The organism is Paenibacillus sp. FSL H7-0690, from assembly GCF_037980415.1.
Lineage (GTDB): Bacteria > Bacillota > Bacilli > Paenibacillales > Paenibacillaceae > Paenibacillus_AQ > Paenibacillus_AQ odorifer.
Window position 1 is genome coordinate 41055 of the sequence record NZ_CP150281.1, and the last position, 24432, is coordinate 65486.

Sequence of the window (24432 nt, forward strand, 5' to 3'; positions counted from 1 at the left end):
CTTTAAAATGTATCTGTTCGACACACATACACATTTAGATGCGCCTCAATTCGACGAGGATCGCGAGGAAGTTATAGCTCGTGCAGTAGAGGCCGGAGTTAGCAAGATGATCAATATTGGATTTAATCGGGAAACGATCCCTTCAACGATGAAGCTGGCTGAATCTTATGATTATATTTATGCAGCGGTGGGCTGGCATCCACAGGATGCGATTGATATGAAAGAGGGGGACCTCGATTGGATCGCCTCTCTGTGCAGCCATGAGAAAGTGGTGGCCATCGGAGAGATTGGGTTGGATTATTATTGGGATACCTCTCCCAAGGATGTGCAGCAGGAGGTCTTCCGCAAACAAATTGGACTAGCCCGTGAACTAAAAATGCCAATCTGTATACATGACCGTGATGCCCATGAAGATGTCGTACGGATTTTACGGGAGGAAAAAGCAAATGAAATTGGTGGCGTAATGCATTCTTTCTCAGGCAGCTGGGAAACCGCAAAAATGTGTCTAGACCTAGGATTTCATTTGTCATTTGGAGGACCGATCACGTTCAAAAATGCCAGAGTGCCTAAAGAGGTGCTTGCACAGACGCCATTGGACAGATTATTGATCGAAACAGACGCTCCATATTTGACTCCACACCCCTTCCGAGGCAAGCGAAATGAGAGTGCTCATGTGAAGTTAGTAGCAGAGGCTGCGGCTGAAATTAAAGGGTTAACATGGGAAGAATTGGCTAAAATTACGTATGCGAACGCACTGGAACGATTTGGGATTGTCTGAAAACAGGAGTAAAACGGGTGAAAAATAGAGAATGGCCGATATATTAAACTTTTTTAATATAAAAACGGCTGATTATTACAATATTTTAACCATATATTTGCGTAAACGTGGTTGAATCGTCCTTTACAACATGCATCAAAACAGGATATCATCTTTTCAGTGATGTGAGCTGTTGTTATTGTGACAGCCATTGATTCATGGATCGTCTCGCTGAGTCTCCGTATGGAGAACGGGGGAACCAATATTGAACTGCCGCATGCCTGTATCTTGAATACGACTAGGAATTGCCGCAGAACAATATTTGATTTCTTCACGTGGTCTTTGGGGTGAATTTAAGGGCAACCGCCGTGAGCGGGTGACCTGAAATAGGGCGTCTCTCTTTCGTCCGAACCCGACAGCTAACCCCGTAAGCGCAAGTAAGAGAGGCAACCTCGTGCACAAACATTCCCGCGTATTCTGACATCGGAGAAGCCACGAAAGAGTCCTCAAGAGAACTCTTTTTAGGCTTCTTTATTTTTGAATAAACTGAATGTTGCCCGCATACTGTTATATAACAGGTGTAGGAGTAGCTGTGCCGAGCAGGCGATCCATGAGCAGGAGACGCTAAGTTAATACGTGCGTATCCTGTGACAATCTCAAATAGTTTCGTCAAAGAAATTCAGTCCTCATGATATACAAATTGACGACGAGGCTATGTAAGGAGGATGGAGAGAATGGGCTTATTCCAACCAGAGGTATCCCATGATTCGCAGTCATCCAGCAGGTCTTTCGCATTACGGTGGGAGCAAGTAAATACTCGCGTACTTTTACTTGCAGGTGTGATTTCAATCGCAATCGCGCTGTTAATTCTGCTGTACGTACACGGTCAAAGTAATAAACAATTAGTTTTAGTAATAGACGGGCAAACACAGACACTTGAAACGCGAGAAGCACTTCTTGGTGATGTGTTGGAGAAAGAGCAAATTTCGCTGCAGCCGCATGATGAATTATCTTTAGGTCTGAGTGATGAAATAAAAGACGGTGACCGTGTCGTTATCAATCGTGCGCAGAAATTTAGCCTTACTGCGGACGGAGCAACAAAAACGTTATATACGACCGAAGACACTATCGGTCAAGCGATTGACAAACTGGGTATCAACCTAGAAGGCTATGATAAGATTTTTCCTTCGTTAGACACCACCATCTCTGCTGACATGGAGATTAAGATCGTTCGTATCAACAAGCAAACGGTACAGCGAACAACTAACTTACCTTTCCGTGTTATTAAGACAGCAGATCCCTCCCTTACTGTGGGAACAGTTAGAGTGGCACAGGCAGGCAAACCAGGCGTCATGGTTCAGCATATTGAAAAGATCTATCAAGACGGAGAACTGGCCTCTATGCGCATGATCGGCAAGGAAGTACAAACGGTAACAAAAGATAAGATCATTGCCGTTGGTACTAAAGCACTTCCTAAGCCTACTGTAGTTGCTAAAGCTACAACAACTTCCAAATCAAGCACTACCTCCAAAACGACTAAAGTTAGCGCTAAGACTAAGAACGTCACAAGCAAGGCTGGCGTAGACTTTGAGTACAAGAAGATGATTAAGAACGTCTCCATGACAGCTTATTCGTCAGAAGAGCCAGGGATAGGTACTAAAACTGCCTCCGGAACACGCGTAACGGAAGGTCGTACAATTGCAGTAGATCCGAATGTAATTCCTATTGGCTGGTGGGTTTATATCGATGGGCTTGGATTCCGCCGTGCAGAGGATACTGGCGGTGCCATTAAAGGCAATAAAGTGGATGTCTATTATGATTCCCTGAGCCATGCTCGTAATTTCGGCCGTAAATCACGTACCGTTTATGTGATTGGACCTGTGAAACCAGAGCTTAACTAGAACTGAAGCTTTTGCAAAAAATCCTTTGATAAGCTATAGTGATGATAACCGTTAAGGAACGCTGGATGATCATTTCGTTGATCGCAGAGCAACCGCTCATCACTTATACATTCTTTAACCAAAAGAAGAGGAGCGAATCCTCTTCTTTTTGCTTTTTTTGGAAGGAGTCAAGAAATATGATTAAGGAATTAATCGTCGTTGAAGGCAAAAGCGATACCGTAGCCATTAAGCGTGCTGTAGAAGCGGATACCATTGAGACAGGCGGCTCTGCTGTAAACCGGACTGTAATTGCTAAGATCGCGCTTGCTATGGAACGTAGAGGGGTTATTATTCTTACGGACCCGGACCATGCTGGGGAGCGAATTCGTAAAATCGTTTCAGCGAAGGTGCCGGGCTGCAAGCATGCTTTTATTCCAGAGAAGGACGCAACTCGAAAAGGGGATATCGGTGTAGAGAATGCATCGCCAGAGGCGATTCGTCATGCGCTGCGTAATGTACATACCTCTTTTGAAGGAGCACCTGCTTTGATTGGTATTGATGATCTTATGGCCGCTGGAATGCTTGTACACCCTCGGGCTGCTGAAAGACGTATGGCACTTGGTAATTTGCTTGGAATCGGATATTGTAACGGCAAACAGCTGTACAAGCGGCTGGCGATGTTTGGGATTACGCGGGAGGAATTTGCCGGGGCTCTCGCCCAAATTGATCAGGGAGGCATTACTTCATGAGTGGTAGAGAGGAAATTTCGACTCCAAAACGGACCAAAGAGATTATTCAACGTTATGGATTCAAGTTCAAGAAAAGCCTGGGACAGAATTTTTTGATTGATCAGAATATTTTGGACAAGATTGTAGACGCTGCTGGACTAGATAGCGATTCTGGGGCGCTGGAGATCGGGCCGGGAATTGGAGCGCTGACGGAGCGTCTGGCACTAACAGCGGGTGCTGTAACTGCCGTAGAGATTGACCGTAGACTGATTCCAATATTAAAAGACGTACTTTCCCCCTATCCCCATGTTAAGGTTCGTAACGATGATGTCCTCAATGTGAACTTGCAGGAAATGTTCAAGGAAGATTTCACCACTGTGAACAAGGTCAGTGTGGTTGCTAACCTGCCTTATTATGTGACTACTCCGATTCTGATGAAGCTGCTCGAAGAGAAGCTTCCCCTTGATAACATCGTTGTAATGATTCAGAAGGAGGTTGCGGAGCGTATGGCTGCATCTCCAGGTGGAAAGGAATACGGAAGTCTTAGCATTGCCGTGCAGTACTACAGCGAGCCTGAGCTCGTCTGTATCGTGCCACGTACGGTATTCATCCCTCAACCTAATGTGGAGTCTGCTGTTATCCGTCTGAAGGTTAGAGAGCATCCTCCGGTAAAGGTGGAGAGTGAGAAGCATTTCTTTGAAGTGGTTCACGCTTCTTTCACACAGCGCCGCAAGACGATTGCTAACAATCTGAAGGCTCGTTACTTCCCTGAACAAGGACGTGAGCAGCTGGAGGCTTTACTCGCAGAAGCGGGTATTGAACCGACCCGTCGCGGAGAAACACTCAGTCTTGAAGAATACGCCCGCTTAAGCGGTGTTTTGCTAGCCGCTGGAATTGAATAAGCAATAGGAAACGGTTGTTGTCTTAAGGACGACAACCGTTTCTCGTAGAAATATAAGGATGTTATTCTGGTGGAGCATTATACATTCTTATATTTTAAAAATATGTTGAGTTATGAACCAACTGAGGCCTTTGCCCATACGATGGGGTAGAGGTGGTGGTTGTAATGAATTTAGGAGACTTGGTCGTTCGCAAATCTTATGGCGGTGATTTAACATTTCGTGTAGATAATATTGTGCAGGATAGAGCCGTCATTAAAGGCACAGATTTCCGCCTGTTGGCGGATTCTCCTCTGGATGACCTGGTTCAAGTGCCTCCTACCCGAATAACGGAACGGGGACAGCAAGCACAGATCAAAGCGAAGGAATCACTGACACAGCTGCGGAAGGACCGTCAGGAGCAAAGTCAGCGGAGCGGGGGAACCCTAACAGAGGGGACATGGGCTCCACCGTCCAAGGAAGCTCCTTATTTTGAAGTGCCAGGTAAAGTACTGCATCTGGATGGCGATCCGGCATATTTGAATAAGAGCCTTAGCTTATACGAGCAGCTGCGGATTCCCGCTGAAGGGCATCATGTTCATGAATCTGCAATGGCTGATACGTTATACCGGCTGTTGCCCCGTGTACGCCCAGATATTGTAGTGATCACTGGTCATGATGGGGTACTGAAGCAACAGCATACTTACGATCTGTATAGTCTGAATAGCTATAAAAATTCGCAAAACTTTATAGCTGCTATTAGGGTAGCTAGGGAGTATGAGCGGAATTTTGATGCGTTGACTATTGTTGCCGGTGCTTGTCAATCTCATTTCGAGGCCTTACTTGGAGCTGGAGCTAATTTTGCCAGTTCACCTGGTCGAATTTTGATCCATGCTCTGGATCCCGTGTATGTAGCAGCAAAATCATCCTTTACTTCCATCAGGGATACTGTAAATCTTAGCGATGTTCTGAATAATACCATCAGCGGCAATCAGGGTATTGGTGGTGTTGAGACCCGTGGCAGCTTCCGCATCGGAATGCCGCGACTGCAGAATCTGTCGGCGCTAAAAGTGACACCATCAGCCATTTAAGCGGCAGAGATAGGTCTATGGTGTCAGGAATATAGGTAATTTGAATGGGCTGAATAGAATATCCGAAAGAAAGGGTGAGCGCTGAGCTTAACCCTTTCTTTTTTTCTTTGTAATGCCTATATTACAGATAACAAGGATATTAGTCCGGCGCTGATTTCTCGCAAAAAAATTCCGTTGACAACGAAATATGCATCAACTATAATTAATTATTTATTTGCTTTGACATTGTCCTGAAAAAGTTGTATAATGGACAAGAAAAGAGGTGGTCGTCAGGTAATGGCTAATAACGCGCTGTTGGAAATCAAACGCAGTCTTGAAGCTCACGTCGGTCATAAGATCACATTGCGTGCAAACGGAGGTCGTCGTAAAACCGTTGAACGCACAGGTGTCCTGGAAGAAACGTACCCTTCTGTATTTATTGTCAAACTGGATCAGGAGCAGCAAACTTTTAAGCGAGTCTCCTATAGCTATGCCGATATACTTACTGAATCTGTGGAAATCACAGTTTGTGAAGACGATGGGCAGATGCGGATTATGTATATTAAAGCTTAATGTTTCACGAACAGTCTCCCTTGGAGGCTGTTTTTTGTTTGCGTTTTTTGGGACAAATATTTGGTGCATGATCCGTGTGCTAAGCAAGCATACTAATTGGGCAACGGGTTAATCATTTATTTTCATAAGGGAGGAATTCCGTAATGAGCCGCAGAAAACGAGGCATGATGTCGGAGGAACTGAAGACAGAGTTAGCCAAGGAGCTGGGTTTTTATGAAACCGTGGAACGTGAGGGCTGGGGTGGAATTACAACTCAAGACGCTGGCAACATGGTGAAAAAAGCGATACAGCTTGCTGAACAGGCTGCGCGGAAATCTTAAATTTTAGGCTATAAAGTGAATATTACTGAAAAAGGGTGCGTCTAAATGGCGACACCCTTTTATTATTGGACTTCATTAGAAGTTTCTCATATAATATGTTAAGTTGTTTTTACGGGAAAAGCTGAAGGTGGGTGAACGCCTTGAAAATGTATGAAAAGGCACCAGCTAAAATTAATTTGATGCTGGATGTGCTGCACAAACGTGCTGACGGTTTTCATGAGGTGGAAATGATTATGACCATGGTAGATTTAGCAGACCGCTTAGAGCTGTCTGAGCTGCCAAGGGATACTATTATAATATCAAGTCAGGCTGGTTATATTCCCCTGGACGAGAAAAATTTAGCTTTCCAGGCGGCAAGGCTTATTAAAGACCGTTATAACGTGAAGAGTGGGGTACATATCCATCTGGATAAAAGAATTCCGGTTGCGGCTGGCCTGGCTGGCGGCAGCAGTGATGCCGCAGCTACGCTACGCGGTCTAAACCGTCTGTGGCGTCTGGGTATTCCTGCACAGGAGCTACAGGAGCTTGGCGCTGAGCTGGGTTCTGATGTACCTTTCTGCGTCACAGGCGGCACAGCCTTGGCTACAGGACGAGGCGAAAAGCTGACACCAATCAATAACCCGCCACAATGCTGGGTTGTGTTGGCGAAACCACCGATCAATGTATCGACTGCAGAAGTGTATGGACGCGTTCGGAGCAATAATATAGCGGTTCATCCTTCTGCTCGAAAGATGCAGCAAGCGATAGAAGCTGGAGACTTTGGGGGCGTTTGCAACCATCTGGGCAACGTGCTTGAGGATGTTACCTTAAAGCTGCATCCAGAGGTTCAGCAGCTCAAGGAAGCGATGATAAAGCTTGGAGCAGATGGCGTACTGATGTCAGGCAGCGGACCTACCGTATTCGGGTTAGTGTCCAAGCAGTCTAAAGTAGCAAGGATTTACAACGGACTGCGAGGGTTCTGCAAGGAAGTCTACGCAGTGAGATCACTGAATTAGTCTGCTTCTCTTGTGTAAACCCGTACAAAAGTGATATATTTTTCTAAAATATTCGGTTTTGGCGAGGAGCATTCCGTGAAGAAATTAAAAAGAAGCCAACGTTTGGTAGACATGACTCAGTTTTTACTTGAGCGGCCGCATGAACTACTGCCGCTGTCTATATTTGCCGATCGCTATGGAGCGGCTAAGTCCTCCATTAGTGAAGATTTGGCAATCATAAAAGAAGTATTTGAAGGTGAAGGCATCGGAGAGCTGCAGACTTTAGCTGGTGCAGCGGGTGGAGTACGTTATATCCCGGTTATGCCTAAAGATATGGCGCTTACCTTTGTGCAGCGCTTATGTGTGCAGCTAGAGCAGACTGACCGGATATTGCCTGGCGGTTATTTGTATATGTCGGATCTACTTGGGTTGCCGTCTTTGATGGAACAGGCGGGTAAGATCATCGCAACGGCCTTTTACGGATCGGAAATCGATGTGGTGATGACCGTTGAAACGAAAGGCATTCCACTAGCCTATGCAACAGCAGCACAGCTAGGCTTGCCGGTAGTGCTTGTGCGACGTGACCATCAGGTTACAGAGGGATCAGCAGTAAGTATTAACTACGTATCAGGATCTCATAAAAGCATACACACAATGTCTCTCTCCAGACGTGCACTCAAGGAGAAATCGCGAGTACTTATCGTAGATGACTTCATGAAGGCGGGAGGGACTGTACGTGGTATGGTCGATCTGCTCGGTGAATTTAATGCCGAGGTTGCAGGGGTAGGCGTTTTAGTGGAATCAGGCGCTGTAGAGACGGAAGAGCGTCTGTTGCACGATTACGTGTCCTTGGTAAAACTAAGTGAAGTAGACTCGAAAGAGCGGAGAATTTCGGCGCATCCGGGCAACTACTTTTCCTCTTGATTAGCCATTCTCTTACATTTTCAAAAAGCGTGGAAATTGTCGAAAACGTAAGGAATATTAAGAAAACTACTCGATGTATGTCGAAAACAACATATCCCAAAAAATATATTTCTTTTTTAGGTATTTTATGGAATCAAAAAGAAGGAATTCGCTTTGCTGTGTGGAATTATACACCAAGTCTCTGATGGAAAAAGGTGGTGAACACACACATGCAAATTACGGATGTCAGACTCCGCCGCGTTAACTCTGAGGGGAGAATGAAAGCAATCGCATCCATTACCATCGATAACGAGTTTGTTGTTCATGACATTCGCGTCATCGATGGCAATAATGGGATGTTTGTTGCAATGCCCAGCAAGCGTACACCGGACGGCGAATTCCGCGATATCGCGCACCCGATCTCTTCGGGAACACGCGAGAAGATTCAATCCGCGGTTCTGGCCGAGTACGATCGCGCCGCTACGGAAGAAGAAGAAGTTATTGAAGAGGGAGCTTAGGCTTCCTCGGAAGACTGCTACCTTTTGGGTGGCGTAGGATCCGCCGTTTTTGATAAGATCACACCGACATACACTTCATGAATTAGCAGCCTGATCTTGCAAGAAAAGCTATTGCTGGTGAAGGATTTGACGACATCTTCGAAAGGCAGCGATAAATGCTTTTCTAACTTGGGGTTTATAGAAAAGAGAACCATGACTTCATGGTTCTCTTTTCTTTTTGCCCGGAATGAGATATATTCAGTAGTGAGTTCAAGAGTAGGAGGTTGGCATTCTTGAAAAGAATGGCTGTAGTACTTGCCGCAGGTCAAGGCAAGCGAATGAAATCTAAATTATATAAGGTGCTGCACCCCGTTTGCGGTAAGCCGATGGTAGGGCACGTGCTTGATACAGTAAAAGCGACCGGATGCCAGCGCACCGTTGTTGTTGTTGGGCATGGCGCAGAGAAAGTTAAGGCCTATGTAGGTGAAGGAGCGGAATACGTTCTGCAGGAAACTCAGCTCGGCACTGGCCATGCTGTCAAACAAGCAAAGGATTTACTTGCTGGCGAAGAAGGAACAACTATAGTTATTTGTGGAGACACACCACTCGTAACCACGGAGACCCTGGAAGGACTCATGGCGCTTCATGAACAGCGTAATGCGGCTGCAACCGTATTGACAGCTGTTATGGAAAAGCCTACAGGCTACGGAAGAATTATTCGTGGTGAAGATGGCGGCGTTCTGAAGATTGTAGAGCAGAAGGATTGCACTACTGAAGAAGATGCCGTTCAAGAAATCAATACAGGCACTTATTGTTTTGATAATGCTAAATTATTTGCTGCACTCGAGAAGGTAACGAACAGTAATAACCAGCAGGAGTATTATTTGACTGATGTGATTGGGATTCTTCGTTCACAAGGGGATACCGTATTAGGATATCAGACCCATGACGCAGCTGAGTCTATCGGCGTTAATGATCGTTTAGCTTTGTCCGAAGCGGAAGCCTTTATGCGTCAACGTATTAATCGTAAACACATGCTGGGCGGTGTGACCATCATTGATCCAGCCTCCACTTATATCGGAGCAGATGTAGTTATCGGATCAGATACTACGCTTTATCCAGGAACCATCCTGAAAGGGAAGACTGTAATCGGGGACAATTGTGTGATCGGACCGGCTAGTGAAATCGAAGACTGTCAGATTATGGATGATGCAACGATTAAGCAGTCCGTATTGAATCAAGCTCAAGTCGGCGCACGGACAACCGTTGGGCCTTTTGCCTATTTGCGTCCAGGCTCTGTGCTTGGAGAAGAGGTTAAGGTTGGAGATTTCGTCGAAATCAAGAATGCTACGATTGGTGACGGTTCAAAAGTGTCACATCTTAGTTATGTCGGCGACGCATCTGTAGGTAAGAATGTAAACGTCGGGTGCGGTGCGATTACCGTTAACTACGACGGGTATAATAAATTCAAGACAACAATCGCAGACGATGCCTTTATTGGCAGTAATGTTAACCTTATTGCTCCAGTTACTGTGGGCAAAGGGGCTTTTGTTGTAGCAGGTTCGACAATTACACGTTCCGTTTCCGAGAACGATCTGGCTGTAGCTAGAGTAAGACAAGAGAACAAACCGGGATATGCAGAGAAGATCCGTTCCCGTGCAAAAGCGAAGAAAGACCACTCGAGTCCATCGTAAAGCGTTGCTAAGAAGCGCCGGACGGACTTATATTTCCGCGCCGGCGCCTTTGGAAAGCTAAATTCCGTCACGGAGGGTTTATATTTTATGACTTATTGTGATTCCAAGTTAAAGATTTTCACCTGTAACTCCAATCCTAAGCTAGCTAGTCAAATTGCTGATTACATCGGGATTCCGATGGGTGAATCACACACCACAAGTTTCAGCGATGGAGAAATTCAGGTCAAGCTGTCAGAAAGCGTTCGGGGATGCCATGTTTATATTGTTCAATCCACTTGTGGCCCTGTAAATGATAACCTGATGGAGCTTTTGGTTATGGTAGATGCGCTTAAACGTGCCTCCGCAAAAAGCATCAACGTGGTTATCCCTTACTACGGATATGCCCGTCAAGATCGTAAAGCCCGTTCCCGTGACCCCATTACCGCTAAGCTGGTAGCGAATCTAATTGAAAAGGCTGGTGCTCACCGTGTAATCACGATGGATCTTCATGCCATGCAGATTCAAGGATTCTTCGATATTCCAGTGGATCACTTGCTTGGTGTACCGATTCTGGCTCAGTATTTCCGTTCCAAGCAAATCGAGAACCCAGTTGTCGTATCGCCGGACCATGGCGGTGTAGTACGTGCAAGAAAGCTTGCTGATTTCCTGAACGCTCCACTGGCTATTATAGACAAGCGTCGTCCAGAACCTAACGTCAGCGAAGTTATGAACATCATCGGTAATATCGAAGGCAAAACAGCCATCCTGATCGATGATATCATCGATACCGCTGGAACGATCGTACTTGGTGCTAATGCTTTGATGGAAGGCGGCGTGAAGGAAGTATACGCATGCTGTACACACCCAGTATTGTCTGGTCCTGCACACGAGCGTCTGGAGAATTCTCCAATCAAAGAAATTATCGTGACGGATACCATTCCAATTCGCAGCGCGAATCCAACCTCTAAGCTCAAGGTGTTGTCCGTGGCTCCACTTATGGGTGAGGCAATTATCCGCGTTCATGAAGAGTTGTCGATTAGTAAATTGTTCGAGATTGAATAAATATAAAGAATGAATAGTACAAAAGGGTTACACCTCCGTTCTCGGAGATGTAACCCTTATCGGCGTGCTACAGGTAGAACTACTGGATTTAATATCCGGGACGGGAGACAAAGGTGAATAAACTGCGGTTATAGAGTGTCCCTTGTAGCTCCACGAAAGCTTCGTCTACCGCTGTTAATACACCGATATCAATATGCACGTCGCCCTTGTATATTTCCACGGGCACAGCATATTGGATGTGGTACTGAAAATGGCGTTGATGTGTCAATAATTCGCCTTTGTGCGGCATGGGTTATCACCTGTCTTCGGAGTATAATTTCGCTCTGGTTGCACAGAGATATGTAGATTAGATCTATTGTACCAAAAACGGACTCCTCTTGCCGGAGAGCCCGAACGGAAAGGAAAGGTTCGATAATGAAATGGATTGTCGGATTGGGAAATCCCGGAACACAGTACGCGAAAACAAGGCATAATGTTGGCTTTATGGCTTTGGATGAGCTTGCTGCCCAGAACGGAATTGCCTTCAACCAGAGCAAATGTAAATCCGTCATCGGTGAAGGGGTCATTGGTGGCGTCAAAACCGTATTGATTAAGCCCATGACCTTTATGAACTTATCCGGTGAGGCCGTTCGCGCTTATATGGATTATTACAAAGTTCAACTTGAAGATATGATCGTCGTTTATGATGATTTGGATACAGAAATCGGAAAAGTCCGCTTGCGTTATCAAGGAAGCGCTGGTGGACATAATGGAATTAAATCCATCATACAGCATGTAGGAACACAGAATTTCAATCGGGTACGAATGGGTATTTCTCGTCCTGAGCCAGGTTTTGCTATTGTCGATTATGTTCTTTCTACTTTTCCTAAGAAGGAAAGCGATCCGCTTAAGCAAATGATCCTTAATACTTGTGATGCACTGGAATACAGCTTACAGCATTCATTCGAGCAGACAATGGCTAAGTTCAATGGTTAATCTGTAAACCCTGTTGTTTTTAAGGCTAAAGATGAAGCTGCCCGGACATACTGAAGGTATATAGTACCTTCAGGAGGCATATAGATGGCAATAAACTATGTTTGTAGGCACTGTAAGACATCTCTAGGCAGTATTAATAGAAGTGATGTTACAGAAATGCAGTTGGGCCTTCATTCCTTGACCCCTGCGGAGCGCAGAGATATAATAGCGTATAATTCAGAAGGTGAAATCACGGTAAAGGTTACTTGCGACTATTGCAAGGAGGCTTTAGAGAACAATCCGGAGCTTAGCCTGCTGACAAGTCCGCTTCAGTAAGGTGGAAGCGCCTGTCTCTATCGTCATCCGCAAGCCTTGGCGTTACAGCTGAGGCTTCTTTTCGATTCCAATCATAATAGGTGACGGTGGCTATGCCAACGTTAGCCTGTTTAGTAAGAGAGGTGCGCCTGTTGTTACAAGGTCTTATAGAAGCTTTTTCCAAGGATCCCGATTTCCAGTCTATCACCCATGGTGTTGCTGCAGGTATGAAAGAGCAGCTCATATCGGGGCTTACAGGTTCTGCTAGACAGATTATGCTTGCAGCATTACATGAAGAGACAACTCGTCCCTTACTTGTAGTGACTCATAATATGTTTTCGGCCCAGAAGATGGCCGATGATTTGCAGGAAGCGCTTTCTCCTGACCGGGTTCTGCTCTATCCCGCCAATGAACTAGTGGCTGCAGAAGCGGCTGTATCAAGCCCAGAGACACTGGCTCAGCGTATAGATGTGCTGACCAAATGCGCTCAGGGCTTCCGTGGTATTGTTGTAGTTCCTTACTCAGGAGTGCGTAGATTGCTGCCAGCCCCAGAGGTTATGGCAGAGGCACAAGTCACCGTTTCCCAAGATGGAACGCTTGCTCTGGATGAATTTTTGATGTCCATGATTGAAATGGGCTATGAAAGAGTAGAGCGGGTTGAAAATCGTGGTGAACTGAGCGTACGGGGTGGAATAATTGATTTTTATCCAATGACATCTCCTTTGGCTTATCGGGTTGAGTTATTTGACGATGAGGTTGATTCCATAAGAACTTTTGATCCAGTGGATCAGCGTTCTATTGATAAGGTACGTAGTGTGAAGATTACACCGGCTAAAGAGATTATAGCTAGTAGATTGCGCCAGGAATCTGCTTCTGCTGAAGCCTCAGCTATGATGGAGCGACAGTTGGAGAAGATGGCGGATCGCCAGGCGAAGCTCAGGCTGCGTGAAGAAATTGGCCGTGAGCTGGAAATGCTGCGGGAAGGTACTTATTTCCCGGAGATCTATAAATATATCAGTCTTTTATATCCTGAACGCTCTCATTTATTTGATTACATGGCCCAGGATACCATTCTTATTCTAGATGAGCCGACAAGACTGCTCGAAACGGCGAGACAGCTTGAACGGGATGAATCGGAATGGAACCTGCATTTGCTGCAAAACGGCAAATCATTGCCGGATCTAGATCTCTCTGTCGATACGGATGTTGTTATGTATCAGCGCCCGTTCCAAAGCCTGTTTATGTCAATCTTTTTACGTCAGGTTCCGCATATTCAGCCTCAGAACATTCTTGGATTTATCAGTCGTGGAATGCAGGATTTCCATGGCCAGATGAATGTGCTGAAATCGGAAATGGAGCGTTGGCAGAAGTCCGGTGTTAAGGTAATGATGCTTGCGAGCAGTGAGGAACGGATTGAACGAGTGCGCAGAGTTCTTTATGATTACGGCATTAACGAGCCGATGATTGTACAAGGAAATCTGGGTTCTGGTTTTGAGCTGCCCTCTATTCATCTAGCTGTTATAACTGAGGGAGAAATGTTCTCTCAGAAGCAGCGGAAGGCACGGAAGATCTCCAAAGGAATAGATAATGCAGAACGGATCAAGAGTTACACAGAGCTGAAAATCGGTGATTATGTCGTCCATCAGAACCATGGTATCGGAAAATATATGGGAATCGGCACGCTTGAGGTCAGCGGTATTCACCGTGATTACATGCATATTTTATATGCTGGCGGCGATAAGCTCTCAGTTCCGATTGAGCAGATTGACCTGATTCAGAAATATGTCGGTTCCGAAGATAAAGAGCCGAAAGTATATAAACTAGGCGGCAATGAATGGACACGAGTGACCAATAAGGTTCGTTCCTCCGTTCAGAATATTGCTGATGATTTGATAAAGCTATATGCTGAGCGCCAAAGTGCCGCAGGATATGGTTTTGAAAAGGATACACAGGAACAGCATGAATTTGAAGAAATGTTCCCTTACGAGGAGACCCGAGATCAGCTTCGGGCTATCGAAGAGATTAAGAAGGATATGGAACAAAACCGGCCAATGGACCGATTGCTTTGCGGTGATGTTGGGTATGGTAAGACTGAAGTGGCTATTCGGGCGGCTTTTAAATCAGCGATTGAAGGTAAACAGGTGGCGGTGCTAGTCCCGACAACGATTTTGGCTCAGCAGCATTATGAGACCTTCCGGGAACGTTTCGCTAATTACCCGCTCAATATTCAGGTCTTAAGTCGTTTCCGCAGCCGTAAAGAGCAGAACGAGACGATTAAAGGCGTTAGGGCAGGAACTGTCGACGTAGTTATCGGTACACATCGTCTGTTATCTCAGGACCTTGTATTCAAGGATCTGGGGTTATTAATTGTGGATGAAGAACAGCGTTTCGGCGTGACTCATAAAGAAAAGCTGAAAAAACTGAAAACGAATGTAGACGTTCTTACGCTGACTGCAACTCCAATTCCTCGTACGCTACATATGTCGATGCTCGGAGTGCGGGATTTGTCTGTCATTGAGACCCCGCCAGAGAACAGATTCCCTGTACAGACGTATGTAGTGGAGCATAGCCAGACCCTTACGCGGGAAGCTGTAGAGCGGGAATTAGCCCGTGGTGGTCAAGTCTATTATCTCTATAATCGTGTGCAGGGCATTCAAGAAATGGCTGCTCAAATCTCTATGCTTGTTCCTGAGGCTAGAGTTGGCATCGGACATGGTCAAATGTCGGAATCTGAGCTCGAGAAGACCATTCTCGATTTCCTTGACGGAGAATACGATGTGCTCGTCAGCACAAGTATTATTGAGACGGGCGTAGATATTCCGAACGTTAATACACTTATTGTGCATGATGCGGATAAAATGGGCTTGTCTCAGCTCTATCAGCTGCGTGGACGTGTAGGCCGGTCCAATCGGATCGCTTACGCTTATTTCACGTATCAACGGGACAAGGTGCTGACAGAGGTTGCAGAGAAACGTCTGCAGTCTATTAAGGAATTTACGGAGCTGGGCTCTGGTTTCAAAATAGCGATGCGAGATCTGTCTATTCGCGGTGCAGGTAACTTGCTGGGTGCAGAGCAGCATGGCTTTATCGCATCCGTGGGGTTTGATCTGTACTCACAAATGCTGGCGGAGGAAATTCGTAAGCGTAAGGTTACTGTGCTTGGGGAGGAAGATACATCCCTGAAAGAAGGCAATACAGTCATTGATTTGTCGATTGACGCGTATCTGCCGTCAGAGTATATTTACGACAGTATCCAAAAAATTGAAATTTATAAAAAAGTGGCGGCAGTAACCTCCTTCGATGATGCTTCCGAGCTTGAAGATGAGCTCTTGGATCGGTTCGGTGAGTTACCTGAAGCCGTGGTGAATCTACTATCGGTCGCTCGTTTGAAAGTGTATGGAAAAATGTATGGCATTGATTCCATGATTAGACGCGGAGATGATGTTACCTTGAATTTCTATGAGGGAAGTCTCGGCGCTTTAGACACAGCGAAACTCGCCAAAGTTGGAAATAGCTTCGAAAGACGTGTACAATTTGATAGGGATGCGAAAGCCAGTATCCGGGTCAAATCGAAAGATTTAAGTGATAAACAGCTGCTTGACTTGCTTGAACAGTTTCTTAAGGAAGCTAAACAGTCTTTTAAATCGAAGGGAGAACTACACAATGTCGTTAAATAAAACAAAATCATGGAAAGTGCTGCTCGTTTCATTGGCAGCGGCAGTTTCCTTTTCTATGCTAGCAGCATGTGGAAATAGTGCGGATGATAATCAAGCTGTGGCCACTTATAAAGGTGGAACGATTACACAAAAGGAATTTGCAATGGATCAAAAAATCATGAAATTTCTCTCTCCACAACAAGCGCAATATTTAGAGATCGATGCGTTTAAGGAGTCCATTCTGAAGCAAGAAGTGGGCTTTGAATATTTGGCTTCCCAAGCAACGGATGAAGCGAAAAAGCAAGCGGAGAAAGAAGCCGATACTCAAATCGCAAGCATTAAGGAACAGTTGGGCGATACCTATAAGAAGACATTGAAAGATGCTGACGTTACAGAGAAAGATATTCGTACTTATATGGAGCGTGTGCTGACAGTTTATCAGGATATGCTGCTTAAAGTGACTGATGATGAAGTTGTCAAAGAATTCGAAGCGACTAAAGGCGACTTTACGGTTGCCACACTGCGTCATGTGCTAATTGGTCTGACAGATGCAGACAACAAAGAGCGTACCAGCGAAGAAGCGCTTAAAATAGCGAAAGAAGTTAAGGCGAAGCTGGATGGCGGTGCTGATTTCGCAGCCATCGCTAAGGAATATTCTGACGATACTGGCTCTAAAGAGGCAGGCGGAGAATATAAAGATAAAGCTGTAGGCACTTATGTGGAGGAGTTTAAGAAGGCTGCTCAGACCTTGCCTCTAAATACCATCAGTGATCCTGTAGAAACTTCTTACGGTTACCACATCATCAAGGTGGAGTCCCGTACAGACAAGACTTTTGACCAGTTAACGGATGAGCAAAAAGAAGGCATTAAGAGCTCAATTGTATCCAAGAACCTAGAAACGTTCATGGAAAAGGATCTGGAAGGCATTATTGAGAACATCAATCTGCCAAAAAGCTCTGCTGCCGCCGATGAAACCGGAACAAATAGTGGAACAGAAGCCACTACAGCTCCAAGCGCATCCCCAAGTGCTACAGATGCCGCTGAATAAACATCGGTAAATATGGACAAGCTTACCTTAGAAAAGCCATCTTCACTTAAAGTGAAGATGGCTTTTTATTTCGCAGAAACGGTTGTAGAACTACCTTTATCTTGATGCAGATATTAATACATGTCAGCTTATGTATAAGGATCTGGGAAGAGATGAATACTATGGTCAGATATTACGATAAATCACTGGGATTATCCTTTCCCATAATGGACAGTAGTAAGACCATACTTCTTAAGAAAGCGGGGCACATGTGAAATGAAAGCTACTGGAATTGTTCGCCGTATTGATGACCTCGGACGCGTGGTTATTCCCAAAGAAATTAGACGTACTCTTCGTATTAGAGAAGGAGACCCACTGGAAATATTCGTCGATCGGGACGGTGAAGTCATTCTCAAGAAATATTCTCCGATTGGTGAGTTGGGTGACTTTGCAAAAGAGTACGCGGAGTCATTGTTCGAAGGTACTGGACACATTACGATGATTGCTGATCGTGACACCTTCATTGCCCTTGCAGGCGGCTCCAAAAAAGATTATTTGGAGAAACAGGTAGGAGTGCTGCTGGAGAAAGTCATGGACAGCCGTAAGACTGTGTTAGAAACCAATGAAGGCAGTTATGAAATTGCTAAAGATCATCCGGATTTGGTGTCCTCATATGTAGCCTCACCGATCATTTCCGGTGGAGATCCTATTGGTTGTGTAGTGATGGTGAGCAAGGATGATTCGGCGAAGATGGCGCAAATGGAAATAAAAATGGCCGAAACGGCTGCCGCTTTCCTGGGCAAACAAATGGAGCAGTAATCTTAATTTAGACCCCGCTTTCCTTTTGGTAAGATATACAAAGGGCAAACGGGGTTTTGTCGTTTACACAAAACCGTTTCTACTTGTGGGCATACATACGTTATAATATAGAAATTCATCCCATCAAAGTTGTAGAAGCAGGTATTATATGAAATCTAATACACAAACATCACGATTGCTGCAAGGCGCATTTATCCTTAGTGCCGCGGCCATTATCTCAAAGCTTATTGGCACACTTCAAAAAATTCCGCTGCAAAATCTAGGCGGAGATGCTGTATTTGGTATATACAACACAGTGTATCCCTTGTATACAATGCTGTTAACGGTAGCTATGCTAGGTCTGCCTGCGGCGATCTCCAAATTTGTCGCCGAAGCTTCGGCTGGGAGACGCGATGAAGAAGGCCGCCGGATTCTACTATTATCCGCGCTAATTACAGGCATCAGCGGCTTGATTATCGGCGCCATCACCTATGCAGGTGCACCCATCATTGCCGAATGGGTAGGTAACTCACATGTAATGCCTGCCTTGCGGACAAGCGCCTGGGGTCTGGCTGTTGTCCCTGTCATGTCAGCCATACGCGGGTACTTTCAGGGGCTGCATAATATGGTTCCTACAGCCGTGTCACAGATTGTAGAGCAGTCTGTACGGGTTACAGTGATGATTATTCTTCTGTTATATCTCACTTCGCAGGGAGCAGGAGCCGAGAGTATCGCTGCTGGCGCGCTGCTTGGTTCTGCCGGAGGGGGAGCCGCAGGGCTTGTAATTATGCTGCTGTACTTGAGACGTCACCGCCGGAGGGTAAAACAGGAAGCTGCTGCTGAAGTAGCTGCTGCTGTCGAAAGTCAGCGTGTAAGAGCGCTGGATGCAGGACATGGACTAGGTTCCAAACAAGGGTTTATGGGCATTAAAGCAGGTACACTGCTGGCTTATGGAATTCCCGTAATGCTAGGTGCACTGGCTATGCCTCTTATCGGTCTTGTAGATGTATTCACTGTGCCTCGACTGCTGTCGTCTGACGGAAGTGAAGTAGCTGCGATGGCCCAGTTTGGTGTGTACAATCGGGGTTTGCCACTTGTGCAGATTATAACGATGATTGCCACCTCACTGTCTGTTGTGTTCATTCCAGCTTTGGCGGAAGCGAAGTACAAGGGAGATATGAAGCTGATTGAGACCCGCTGCAGCTTGTCGCTGCGTTGGTTCTGGCTGTTAGGTCTAGCGGCCTCAGCGGGCCTTGCAGTGCTTGCTGAGCCGATTAATATGGCTCTTTACGGCGATACCGCTGGCAGCAGCACAATGACTTGGCTGGCTTTTACCGCTGTTGGCGGTACAGTCAGCATCATCTCTGCTGCGCTCCTGCAGGGCCTCGGCTACGTGCGCGCCCCGGCCCTGCACCTTTTGGCCGCCGCGCTGCTCAAGGCGGCCCTGAACCTGCTGCTGGTTCCGCAGCAGGGCATTACCGGCGCGGCCATCGCTGGCGTGGCCGCGCATTCGTTCGCAGCAGCGCTTAACGTGCTGCTGCTGTACCGCCAGGGCCATCTGCGGCTTCGCCTCGCAGATGCCCTGGCACGGCCCGCGCTGCTCACAGCGGGCCTGGCTCTTGCCGCCGCAGCTGCCAGCTGGGGCACTGGCGCCGCAGCTACGGCCGCTGGCATCGGCGGCGGACGCACCGCCAGCTTGGCGCAGAGCCTGCTCGGGGTGCTCGCAGGCTGCGTTGTCTTTGCCGTAGGTGCGGTGGTGCTGCGGCTGCTCAGCGAAAGCGAGCTTCGCCAGCTTCCGGGCATCGGCCCGTCTCTGGCGGACAAGTTCAAAAAGCTGCGTTTATTTCCATAATTAACCCGCTTAAAAGGAGGAACAGATATGAGTGCAACATTAACAGTTGTTGGTCTCGGGTCAGGTAATCCCGATCGGCTGACACTAGGAATTATAAAAAAACTGAAGGCAGCATCCGTTGTCTACGTTCGTACCCAAGAGCATCCAGTTATGGCTGCTCTCAACGAGCTTGAAATCGCCACGCAATCCTTTGATGGACTGTATGAAACATTAGCTTCGTTTCCTGAGGTTTATGCTGCAATTACTTCAAAATTGATTGAAGAGGCTCGCTCCGCCGCAGACGGTACAGATATTGTCTATGCGGTTCCGGGGCACCCCATGGTTGCAGAGTCAGCTGTTTCACAGCTGCGTCAGCGTTGCCCGGAAGAAGGAATAGAACTGCAAATATTAGGCGGGGAGAGTTTTCTGGACGAGGCGTTTGTGCGACTGGGGTTCGACCCTATTGAAGGCTTCCAGTTATTAGATGCTTCAGGCATTCGCAGCGCTCAGCTTCAACCTGAATTGCATACTCTGATTGGCCAGGTTTATGACAGCTTTACAGCTTCGGAGACAAAGTTATGTCTGATGGAGCTGTATCCGCCCGAATATGAAGTGGTGGTGGGTCATGCCCTTGGCGTGGAGAACGAAGAAAACATTGTGACTGTTCCTCTATACGAATTGGACCGGCTCGAGGGTTATGGCAATTTGTCTCTGGTCTATGTACCTGCGAATCGTGAGGAGAAGCTAAGAAATCGTACTTTCGCTCGCTTGCATGAGATTGTCGATATTTTGCGTAGTCCGGACGGTTGTCCGTGGGATCGGGAGCAGACTCATGAATCTTTGCGTAAAAATCTAATCGAAGAAACCTACGAAGTGCTTGAGACGATTGATGAGGATGACCCAGACCATATGAAAGAGGAGCTGGGCGATCTTTTGCTGCAGATCATGCTGCACTCCCAAATGGAAGAGGAGCTGGGCACGTTTGACGTATTTGACGTCATAGAAGGACTGAATGATAAGCTTATCTTCCGCCATCCCCATGTATTTGGTGACAAGAATGCGAATGATGCTGAAGAAGCTCTGATCAATTGGGAGGGCATGAAGGCAGAGGAGAAGCGGCGTAAAGGCGTGAAGCCAGAGGAATTATCCGCCCTCAGTGGGGTTCCGCGTGATTTGCCCGCTCTTATGAAGGCGTACAAGCTTCAGAAAAAAGCATCCAAGGTGGGCTTTGATTGGGACAACGCTACGGATTGCTTAGCTAAGGTTCGTGAAGAAATAGAAGAGCTGCAAGAAGCCATCGATACTGATGCAGCCGCCGAGGATCAAATTCTGGAGCTGGGCGACCTGTTATTTGCTGTTACCAATGTTGCCCGATTTATTGGCGCAGATCCGGAAGAAGCTTTAACCCGGACCAACCGCAAATTTGTGCGTCGGTTTCAGTATATCGAGCAAAGTCTGCGAGCCAAGGGTATGAGTGTAGAAGATAGTAGCTTGGAAGAGATGGAAGAGTTGTGGCAGGAGGCAAAGACTGAGGAACGAAAAGTATAGTAATTTTCTCAGACTATGTACGGTATACGGACCTTAAGATGAGGCAATGCTGTGAAAGTAGCATTCATCTCTGATTTAGATTATGGCGAGTAGTTTAATAGTGCTATAGAATAGATTCTGCGACGATTTCTGAGAAATAACTGTTTCTTTTTTTAAAAAACGACGATTCGTGGCAGGATTTTAAGATGACATCAAGAATATCATAAAGACGAAATGACGGCTTGCCCCATAATATGGCGGTGAATCTCGTTTCATTTATTTTTTCGTATCCTAGGAGGAACTTTAAATTATGAACAAGACAGATTTGGTAAACAACATTTCCGAGAAAAACGGATTGGCAAAAAAAGATGTAGAAGCAGTATTGAACGGATTCTTGGGTGAGATCACAGAAGCTTTGGCAAAAGGCGATAAAGTTCAACTGATCGGTTTCGGTACATTCGAAACTCGTAAACGTGCAGGACGTACTGGTCGCAACCCGCAAACGGGCACAACGATTGAAATTCCAGAATCAACTGTACCGGCATTTAAAGCTGGTAACAAGCTTAAAGAAGCCGTTAACTAATGCGTCTTGACAAATTCCTGAAAGTGTCCCGATTAATCAAGCGCCGTACAGTGGCCAAGGATGTGTCCGAACAAGGTCGGGTGCTGATTAACGGGCGGGAATCTAAGCCAAGTAGTGCAGTTAAGATCGGTGACGAGATTACTGTGCAATTTGGACAAAAGCTTGTAACGGTCAAAGTCGAAAAGCTAGTCGAAACGACTCGCAAGGACGAAGCCGCTGGTATGTATACTCTACTTCGGGAAGAGCCTGTTGCCAAAAGCACCGGCTTGGACTGGTAGGAGTAACATAGTTAATAGTAAAAAAGAAGGCACAACTTTTACATATTGTAGAGTTGTGCCTTCTTTTTTCTTTTTTTATCTCTCTTATTTTAGTGGATTGGAATGTTCTATAACTTCTTCTACTGCCATAGATTAGAGGTAAGAAGGAGGGGTACATGCTATGATCGAGCCAGGAAAGGTAAATAAACAGCATGATCTGCACATGCGCAGTCGTAAACAGCTAGAGTTGACGGGCGTGCAAAATGTGGAGAGCTTTGATAGCGAGGAATTTTTGCTTCGTACAGAACTCGGCCATCTCACCATTCGCGGGAATCATTTACATATCAAAAATTTAAGTCTGGAGAATGGACTGTTGTCCTTGGAGGGCAATGTACATTCCCTGATTTATCTAGATCCCGGATCGCAGGGCAAAAATAAAGGTCTACTCGGTAAGCTATTTAAATGAATCCTGCAGTTCAGTGGCTGACGCTGTTCTACATGATTTTGGCCGGGGTGACAATGGGACTGGCCTATGACAGCTACCGGGTGCTGTCGCTCAAGTTCAATTTTCCCAAATGGCTGAATGCCATGCTTGACCTGCTGTATTGGCTTTGTGCTGCTTTGTTTGTTTTTAGAATGCTCTATGCCGGAAATCAGGGGCAATTGCGATTTTATGTCTTTTTAGGTTTATTTCTAGGAATATGGATCTATTTTTTGATCTTCAGTGTTACGGTGCGGCGTTTTGTGTTAATGTTAATTCAATCGGTTCAGTATATGTGCAGATTGCTATGGAGACTTGTGGAGATTCTAATAGGTAAACCTCTTCGCTGGCTTTGGCGCCTTATTATAGGGTTGCTAGTGCTGCTAGGTCGTATTCTATTATTCATCCTTAAGCTTCTGCTGCGTCTAACGAAGCCAATTTGGGTATTACCAGTAAGGTGGATTTCTCCATGGTTATCTCGGCTTAAGCATAGCGCCTGGATCGTGAAGATTACTGGATGGATTACCAAATGGCGGAAACGCTGACCTTTGAATTAGGGGGTACGCTGCATGAACAGATTCACTGCGGAAGAGAAAAGTAATCCCAGCAAAAATTCGGCCGCAGGCGCGAAGAGAAGAAGAGTCATGTGGATTCTCTTTGTGGCAGTATTTTTTGGCTGGGCGGGTTATACTTACTTCAATCAAAGTGCGGCAATTACGGACAAGGGCGAGCAACTCGCCAAGAAACAAAAGACTAGTGAGAGTGTCACAGCATCTTTGAATCAACTGAAATATGAAGTGTCCAGACTTAATGATGATGAGTATATTGGCCAATTAGCGCGTAAATGGTACAATATCTATCCTCAAGGGGAAACTCCTATTCGAACAGAGCAATCAGAGCAATAATACTGGCTAAAAGAGGCTTTTACTCTGTTGCCTTGCTTTGCTCTTTACTGTATAATCAAATCACCGCAGACAGGATGACCTTAATATTCGTCTGTATATTTTTAAGGGAGGATCATTTTATTCTATGGCAATTGAAGTGGGCACCAAGTTAGAAGGCAAAGTGACAGGCATCACGCATTTCGGAGCATTTGTGGATCTGTCAGGAGGTGTCACAGGTCTCGTTCACATCTCGGAAATCGCCGATAATTACGTCAAGGATGTTAACGATCATCTGAAGATTAGTGATGTAGTAACCGTCAAGGTGATCAACGTCGATAAGGACGGCAAGATCGGACTTTCCATTAAGCAGGCTGTTGACAAGCCAGCATCGGAAGTACGTCCGCCTAGAGCTCCAAGACCAGAACGTCCTAGCGGCGGAGACCGTTTCGGCGGCGGTGGCGGCAGTGGTGGAGGCGGCGGTGGATTCAATCGTGAACGGGGTGGGCGTCCATTTAAGCCTGCAGCCGGTAAACCTTCATTCGAGGATAAAATGTCGCGATTCCTGAAAGACAGCGAAGAACGGATATCTTCGATTAAGAAGAACACAGAAGGAAAGCGCGGAGGCCGTGGAGCCAAACGCGTATAATCCAATACCTGTACATCATAAATAACCGCAAGGGCATTTCGCCCTTGCGGTTTTTTTGTCGTGTCATATAAACTTGCCGACAGCATCCATGTCATTCTCACATAACTCTAGGGCAATCGCTGGCGAATGACCGCCAGGCTTGCGCCTAAAACTGCACT

General features: G+C 46.1%; 26 protein-coding genes and 1 riboswitch. Of the genes, 25 read left to right on the forward strand and 1 reads right to left on the reverse strand.

The genetic code is table 11. The features are described 5' to 3' along the window. Positions 1-7: 7 nt before the first annotated feature. The 12 genes from MHI32_RS00185 (at position 8) to MHI32_RS00240 (ending at position 11315) form a co-directional block, all read left to right on the forward strand. A complete protein-coding gene (locus MHI32_RS00185; RefSeq protein ID WP_036678823.1) occupies positions 8-778 on the forward strand; it encodes a TatD family hydrolase in 771 nt (256 codons plus the stop codon). Between the two features lie 198 nt (positions 779-976). After that, positions 977-1206: riboswitch (cyclic di-AMP (ydaO/yuaA leader) on the forward strand. Positions 1207-1491: 285 nt separating this feature from the next. After that, positions 1492-2658, forward strand: a complete 1167-nt coding sequence (locus MHI32_RS00190) for a 3D domain-containing protein (RefSeq protein ID WP_076105834.1) — start codon at positions 1492-1494, stop codon at positions 2656-2658. 176 nt (positions 2659-2834) lie between these two features. Next, on the forward strand, positions 2835-3386 hold the full coding sequence (gene rnmV, locus MHI32_RS00195; RefSeq protein ID WP_036678817.1) for a ribonuclease M5: 552 nt from the start codon (positions 2835-2837) through the stop codon (positions 3384-3386). Further along, positions 3383-4267 carry a 16S rRNA (adenine(1518)-N(6)/adenine(1519)-N(6))-dimethyltransferase RsmA gene (gene rsmA / locus MHI32_RS00200; RefSeq protein WP_036678815.1) on the forward strand — a complete coding sequence of 295 codons (885 nt, stop codon included), beginning with the start codon at positions 3383-3385 and terminating at the stop codon, positions 4265-4267. Before rnmV ends, rsmA begins: the two co-directional genes overlap by 4 nt. A gap of 164 nt (positions 4268-4431) precedes the next feature. Continuing rightward, a complete protein-coding gene (gene yabG, locus MHI32_RS00205; protein WP_036678813.1) occupies positions 4432-5334 on the forward strand; it encodes a sporulation peptidase YabG in 903 nt (300 codons plus the stop codon). A gap of 276 nt (positions 5335-5610) precedes the next feature. Continuing rightward, positions 5611-5886, forward strand: a complete 276-nt coding sequence (locus MHI32_RS00210; RefSeq protein ID WP_019914493.1) for a Veg family protein — start codon at positions 5611-5613, stop codon at positions 5884-5886. Between the two features lie 143 nt (positions 5887-6029). Then, positions 6030-6206, forward strand: a complete 177-nt coding sequence (locus tag MHI32_RS00215; RefSeq protein WP_036678812.1) for a small, acid-soluble spore protein, alpha/beta type — start codon at positions 6030-6032, stop codon at positions 6204-6206. 140 nt (positions 6207-6346) lie between these two features. Continuing rightward, positions 6347-7201, forward strand: a complete 855-nt coding sequence (gene ispE, locus MHI32_RS00220; RefSeq protein WP_076138497.1) for a 4-(cytidine 5'-diphospho)-2-C-methyl-D-erythritol kinase — start codon at positions 6347-6349, stop codon at positions 7199-7201. A gap of 75 nt (positions 7202-7276) precedes the next feature. Then, positions 7277-8104, forward strand: coding sequence for a pur operon repressor (purR, locus tag MHI32_RS00225; RefSeq protein ID WP_036678807.1), 828 nt, complete (start codon positions 7277-7279; stop codon positions 8102-8104). A 209-nt stretch (positions 8105-8313) separates the two neighbouring features. Beyond that, positions 8314-8601, forward strand: coding sequence for a septation regulator SpoVG (gene spoVG, locus MHI32_RS00230; protein WP_020425826.1), 288 nt, complete (start codon positions 8314-8316; stop codon positions 8599-8601). A 272-nt stretch (positions 8602-8873) separates the two neighbouring features. Beyond that, the gene (gene glmU, locus MHI32_RS00235) at positions 8874-10274 is read left to right on the forward strand and encodes a bifunctional UDP-N-acetylglucosamine diphosphorylase/glucosamine-1-phosphate N-acetyltransferase GlmU (RefSeq protein WP_076138495.1); all 1401 of its coding nucleotides are present in this window, start codon (positions 8874-8876) and stop codon (positions 10272-10274) included. A gap of 87 nt (positions 10275-10361) precedes the next feature. Further along, the gene (locus MHI32_RS00240) at positions 10362-11315 is read left to right on the forward strand and encodes a ribose-phosphate diphosphokinase (protein ID WP_036678796.1); all 954 of its coding nucleotides are present in this window, start codon (positions 10362-10364) and stop codon (positions 11313-11315) included. Between the two features lie 88 nt (positions 11316-11403). Here the strand turns inward: MHI32_RS00240 and MHI32_RS00245 are convergent, their stop codons facing one another. Then, entirely contained in the window at positions 11404-11604 is a 201-nt protein-coding gene (locus tag MHI32_RS00245; protein ID WP_036678792.1) for a hypothetical protein, read from the reverse strand. A gap of 125 nt (positions 11605-11729) precedes the next feature. Here MHI32_RS00245 and pth point away from each other — a divergent pair, with 125 nt between their 5' ends. The 13 genes from pth (at position 11730) to MHI32_RS00310 (ending at position 24274) form a co-directional block, all read left to right on the forward strand. Beyond that, positions 11730-12290, forward strand: a complete 561-nt coding sequence (pth, locus tag MHI32_RS00250) for an aminoacyl-tRNA hydrolase (protein WP_076130069.1) — start codon at positions 11730-11732, stop codon at positions 12288-12290. A gap of 84 nt (positions 12291-12374) precedes the next feature. Then, the gene (locus MHI32_RS00255; RefSeq protein WP_036678789.1) at positions 12375-12605 is read left to right on the forward strand and encodes an anti-sigma-F factor Fin family protein; all 231 of its coding nucleotides are present in this window, start codon (positions 12375-12377) and stop codon (positions 12603-12605) included. Positions 12606-12736: 131 nt separating this feature from the next. After that, a complete protein-coding gene (gene mfd, locus MHI32_RS00260) occupies positions 12737-16261 on the forward strand; it encodes a transcription-repair coupling factor (protein ID WP_038568019.1) in 3525 nt (1174 codons plus the stop codon). Then, on the forward strand, positions 16248-17288 hold the full coding sequence (locus tag MHI32_RS00265; RefSeq protein ID WP_340011708.1) for a peptidylprolyl isomerase: 1041 nt from the start codon (positions 16248-16250) through the stop codon (positions 17286-17288). Before mfd ends, MHI32_RS00265 begins: the two co-directional genes overlap by 14 nt. Before the next feature lie 255 nt (positions 17289-17543). Further along, entirely contained in the window at positions 17544-18086 is a 543-nt protein-coding gene (spoVT, locus tag MHI32_RS00270; RefSeq protein WP_036678783.1) for a stage V sporulation protein T, read from the forward strand. A 148-nt stretch (positions 18087-18234) separates the two neighbouring features. Continuing rightward, complete coding sequence (locus MHI32_RS00275; protein WP_076130071.1) at positions 18235-19917, forward strand: polysaccharide biosynthesis protein; 1683 nt, start codon at positions 18235-18237, stop codon at positions 19915-19917. Between the two features lie 27 nt (positions 19918-19944). Next, a complete protein-coding gene (gene mazG / locus MHI32_RS00280) occupies positions 19945-21444 on the forward strand; it encodes a nucleoside triphosphate pyrophosphohydrolase (protein ID WP_076307262.1) in 1500 nt (499 codons plus the stop codon). 289 nt (positions 21445-21733) lie between these two features. Continuing rightward, positions 21734-22006, forward strand: a complete 273-nt coding sequence (locus MHI32_RS00285; RefSeq protein ID WP_036678778.1) for an HU family DNA-binding protein — start codon at positions 21734-21736, stop codon at positions 22004-22006. After that, entirely contained in the window at positions 22006-22284 is a 279-nt protein-coding gene (locus MHI32_RS00290; RefSeq protein WP_076130073.1) for an RNA-binding S4 domain-containing protein, read from the forward strand. Before MHI32_RS00285 ends, MHI32_RS00290 begins: the two co-directional genes overlap by 1 nt. A gap of 160 nt (positions 22285-22444) precedes the next feature. Beyond that, entirely contained in the window at positions 22445-22729 is a 285-nt protein-coding gene (yabP, locus tag MHI32_RS00295) for a sporulation protein YabP (RefSeq protein WP_036678773.1), read from the forward strand. Further along, positions 22726-23289 carry a spore cortex biosynthesis protein YabQ gene (gene yabQ, locus MHI32_RS00300; protein ID WP_076186815.1) on the forward strand — a complete coding sequence of 188 codons (564 nt, stop codon included), beginning with the start codon at positions 22726-22728 and terminating at the stop codon, positions 23287-23289. The genes yabP and yabQ overlap by 4 nt, the downstream gene beginning before the upstream one ends. 24 nt (positions 23290-23313) lie before the next feature. Next, entirely contained in the window at positions 23314-23649 is a 336-nt protein-coding gene (locus MHI32_RS00305; RefSeq protein WP_076130075.1) for a septum formation initiator family protein, read from the forward strand. Positions 23650-23773: 124 nt separating this feature from the next. Continuing rightward, the gene (locus MHI32_RS00310) at positions 23774-24274 is read left to right on the forward strand and encodes a S1 domain-containing RNA-binding protein (RefSeq protein ID WP_036678766.1); all 501 of its coding nucleotides are present in this window, start codon (positions 23774-23776) and stop codon (positions 24272-24274) included. Positions 24275-24432: the final 158 nt, after the last annotated feature.

Excerpts from the sequence above, each read along its gene's own strand:
- MHI32_RS00185 (WP_036678823.1), top strand. The coding sequence starts at position 8 with ATGTATCTGTTCGACACACATACACATTTAGATGCGCCTCAATTCGAC.
- MHI32_RS00190 (WP_076105834.1), top strand. The coding sequence starts at position 1,492 with ATGGGCTTATTCCAACCAGAGGTATCCCATGATTCGCAGTCATCCAGC.
- rnmV (WP_036678817.1), top strand. The coding sequence starts at position 2,835 with ATGATTAAGGAATTAATCGTCGTTGAAGGCAAAAGCGATACCGTAGCC.
- rsmA (WP_036678815.1), top strand. The coding sequence starts at position 3,383 with ATGAGTGGTAGAGAGGAAATTTCGACTCCAAAACGGACCAAAGAGATT.
- yabG (WP_036678813.1), top strand. The coding sequence starts at position 4,432 with ATGAATTTAGGAGACTTGGTCGTTCGCAAATCTTATGGCGGTGATTTA.
- MHI32_RS00210 (WP_019914493.1), top strand. The coding sequence starts at position 5,611 with ATGGCTAATAACGCGCTGTTGGAAATCAAACGCAGTCTTGAAGCTCAC.
- MHI32_RS00215 (WP_036678812.1), top strand. The coding sequence starts at position 6,030 with ATGAGCCGCAGAAAACGAGGCATGATGTCGGAGGAACTGAAGACAGAG.
- spoVG (WP_020425826.1), top strand. The coding sequence starts at position 8,314 with ATGCAAATTACGGATGTCAGACTCCGCCGCGTTAACTCTGAGGGGAGA.
- MHI32_RS00240 (WP_036678796.1), top strand. The coding sequence starts at position 10,362 with ATGACTTATTGTGATTCCAAGTTAAAGATTTTCACCTGTAACTCCAAT.
- MHI32_RS00245 (WP_036678792.1), bottom strand. The coding sequence starts at position 11,604 with ATGCCGCACAAAGGCGAATTATTGACACATCAACGCCATTTTCAGTAC.
- pth (WP_076130069.1), top strand. The coding sequence starts at position 11,730 with ATGAAATGGATTGTCGGATTGGGAAATCCCGGAACACAGTACGCGAAA.
- MHI32_RS00255 (WP_036678789.1), top strand. The coding sequence starts at position 12,375 with ATGGCAATAAACTATGTTTGTAGGCACTGTAAGACATCTCTAGGCAGT.
- MHI32_RS00265 (WP_340011708.1), top strand. The coding sequence starts at position 16,248 with ATGTCGTTAAATAAAACAAAATCATGGAAAGTGCTGCTCGTTTCATTG.
- spoVT (WP_036678783.1), top strand. The coding sequence starts at position 17,544 with ATGAAAGCTACTGGAATTGTTCGCCGTATTGATGACCTCGGACGCGTG.
- MHI32_RS00275 (WP_076130071.1), top strand. The coding sequence starts at position 18,235 with ATGAAATCTAATACACAAACATCACGATTGCTGCAAGGCGCATTTATC.
- mazG (WP_076307262.1), top strand. The coding sequence starts at position 19,945 with ATGAGTGCAACATTAACAGTTGTTGGTCTCGGGTCAGGTAATCCCGAT.
- MHI32_RS00285 (WP_036678778.1), top strand. The coding sequence starts at position 21,734 with ATGAACAAGACAGATTTGGTAAACAACATTTCCGAGAAAAACGGATTG.
- MHI32_RS00290 (WP_076130073.1), top strand. The coding sequence starts at position 22,006 with ATGCGTCTTGACAAATTCCTGAAAGTGTCCCGATTAATCAAGCGCCGT.
- yabP (WP_036678773.1), top strand. The coding sequence starts at position 22,445 with ATGATCGAGCCAGGAAAGGTAAATAAACAGCATGATCTGCACATGCGC.
- yabQ (WP_076186815.1), top strand. The coding sequence starts at position 22,726 with ATGAATCCTGCAGTTCAGTGGCTGACGCTGTTCTACATGATTTTGGCC.
- MHI32_RS00305 (WP_076130075.1), top strand. The coding sequence starts at position 23,314 with ATGAACAGATTCACTGCGGAAGAGAAAAGTAATCCCAGCAAAAATTCG.
- MHI32_RS00310 (WP_036678766.1), top strand. The coding sequence starts at position 23,774 with ATGGCAATTGAAGTGGGCACCAAGTTAGAAGGCAAAGTGACAGGCATC.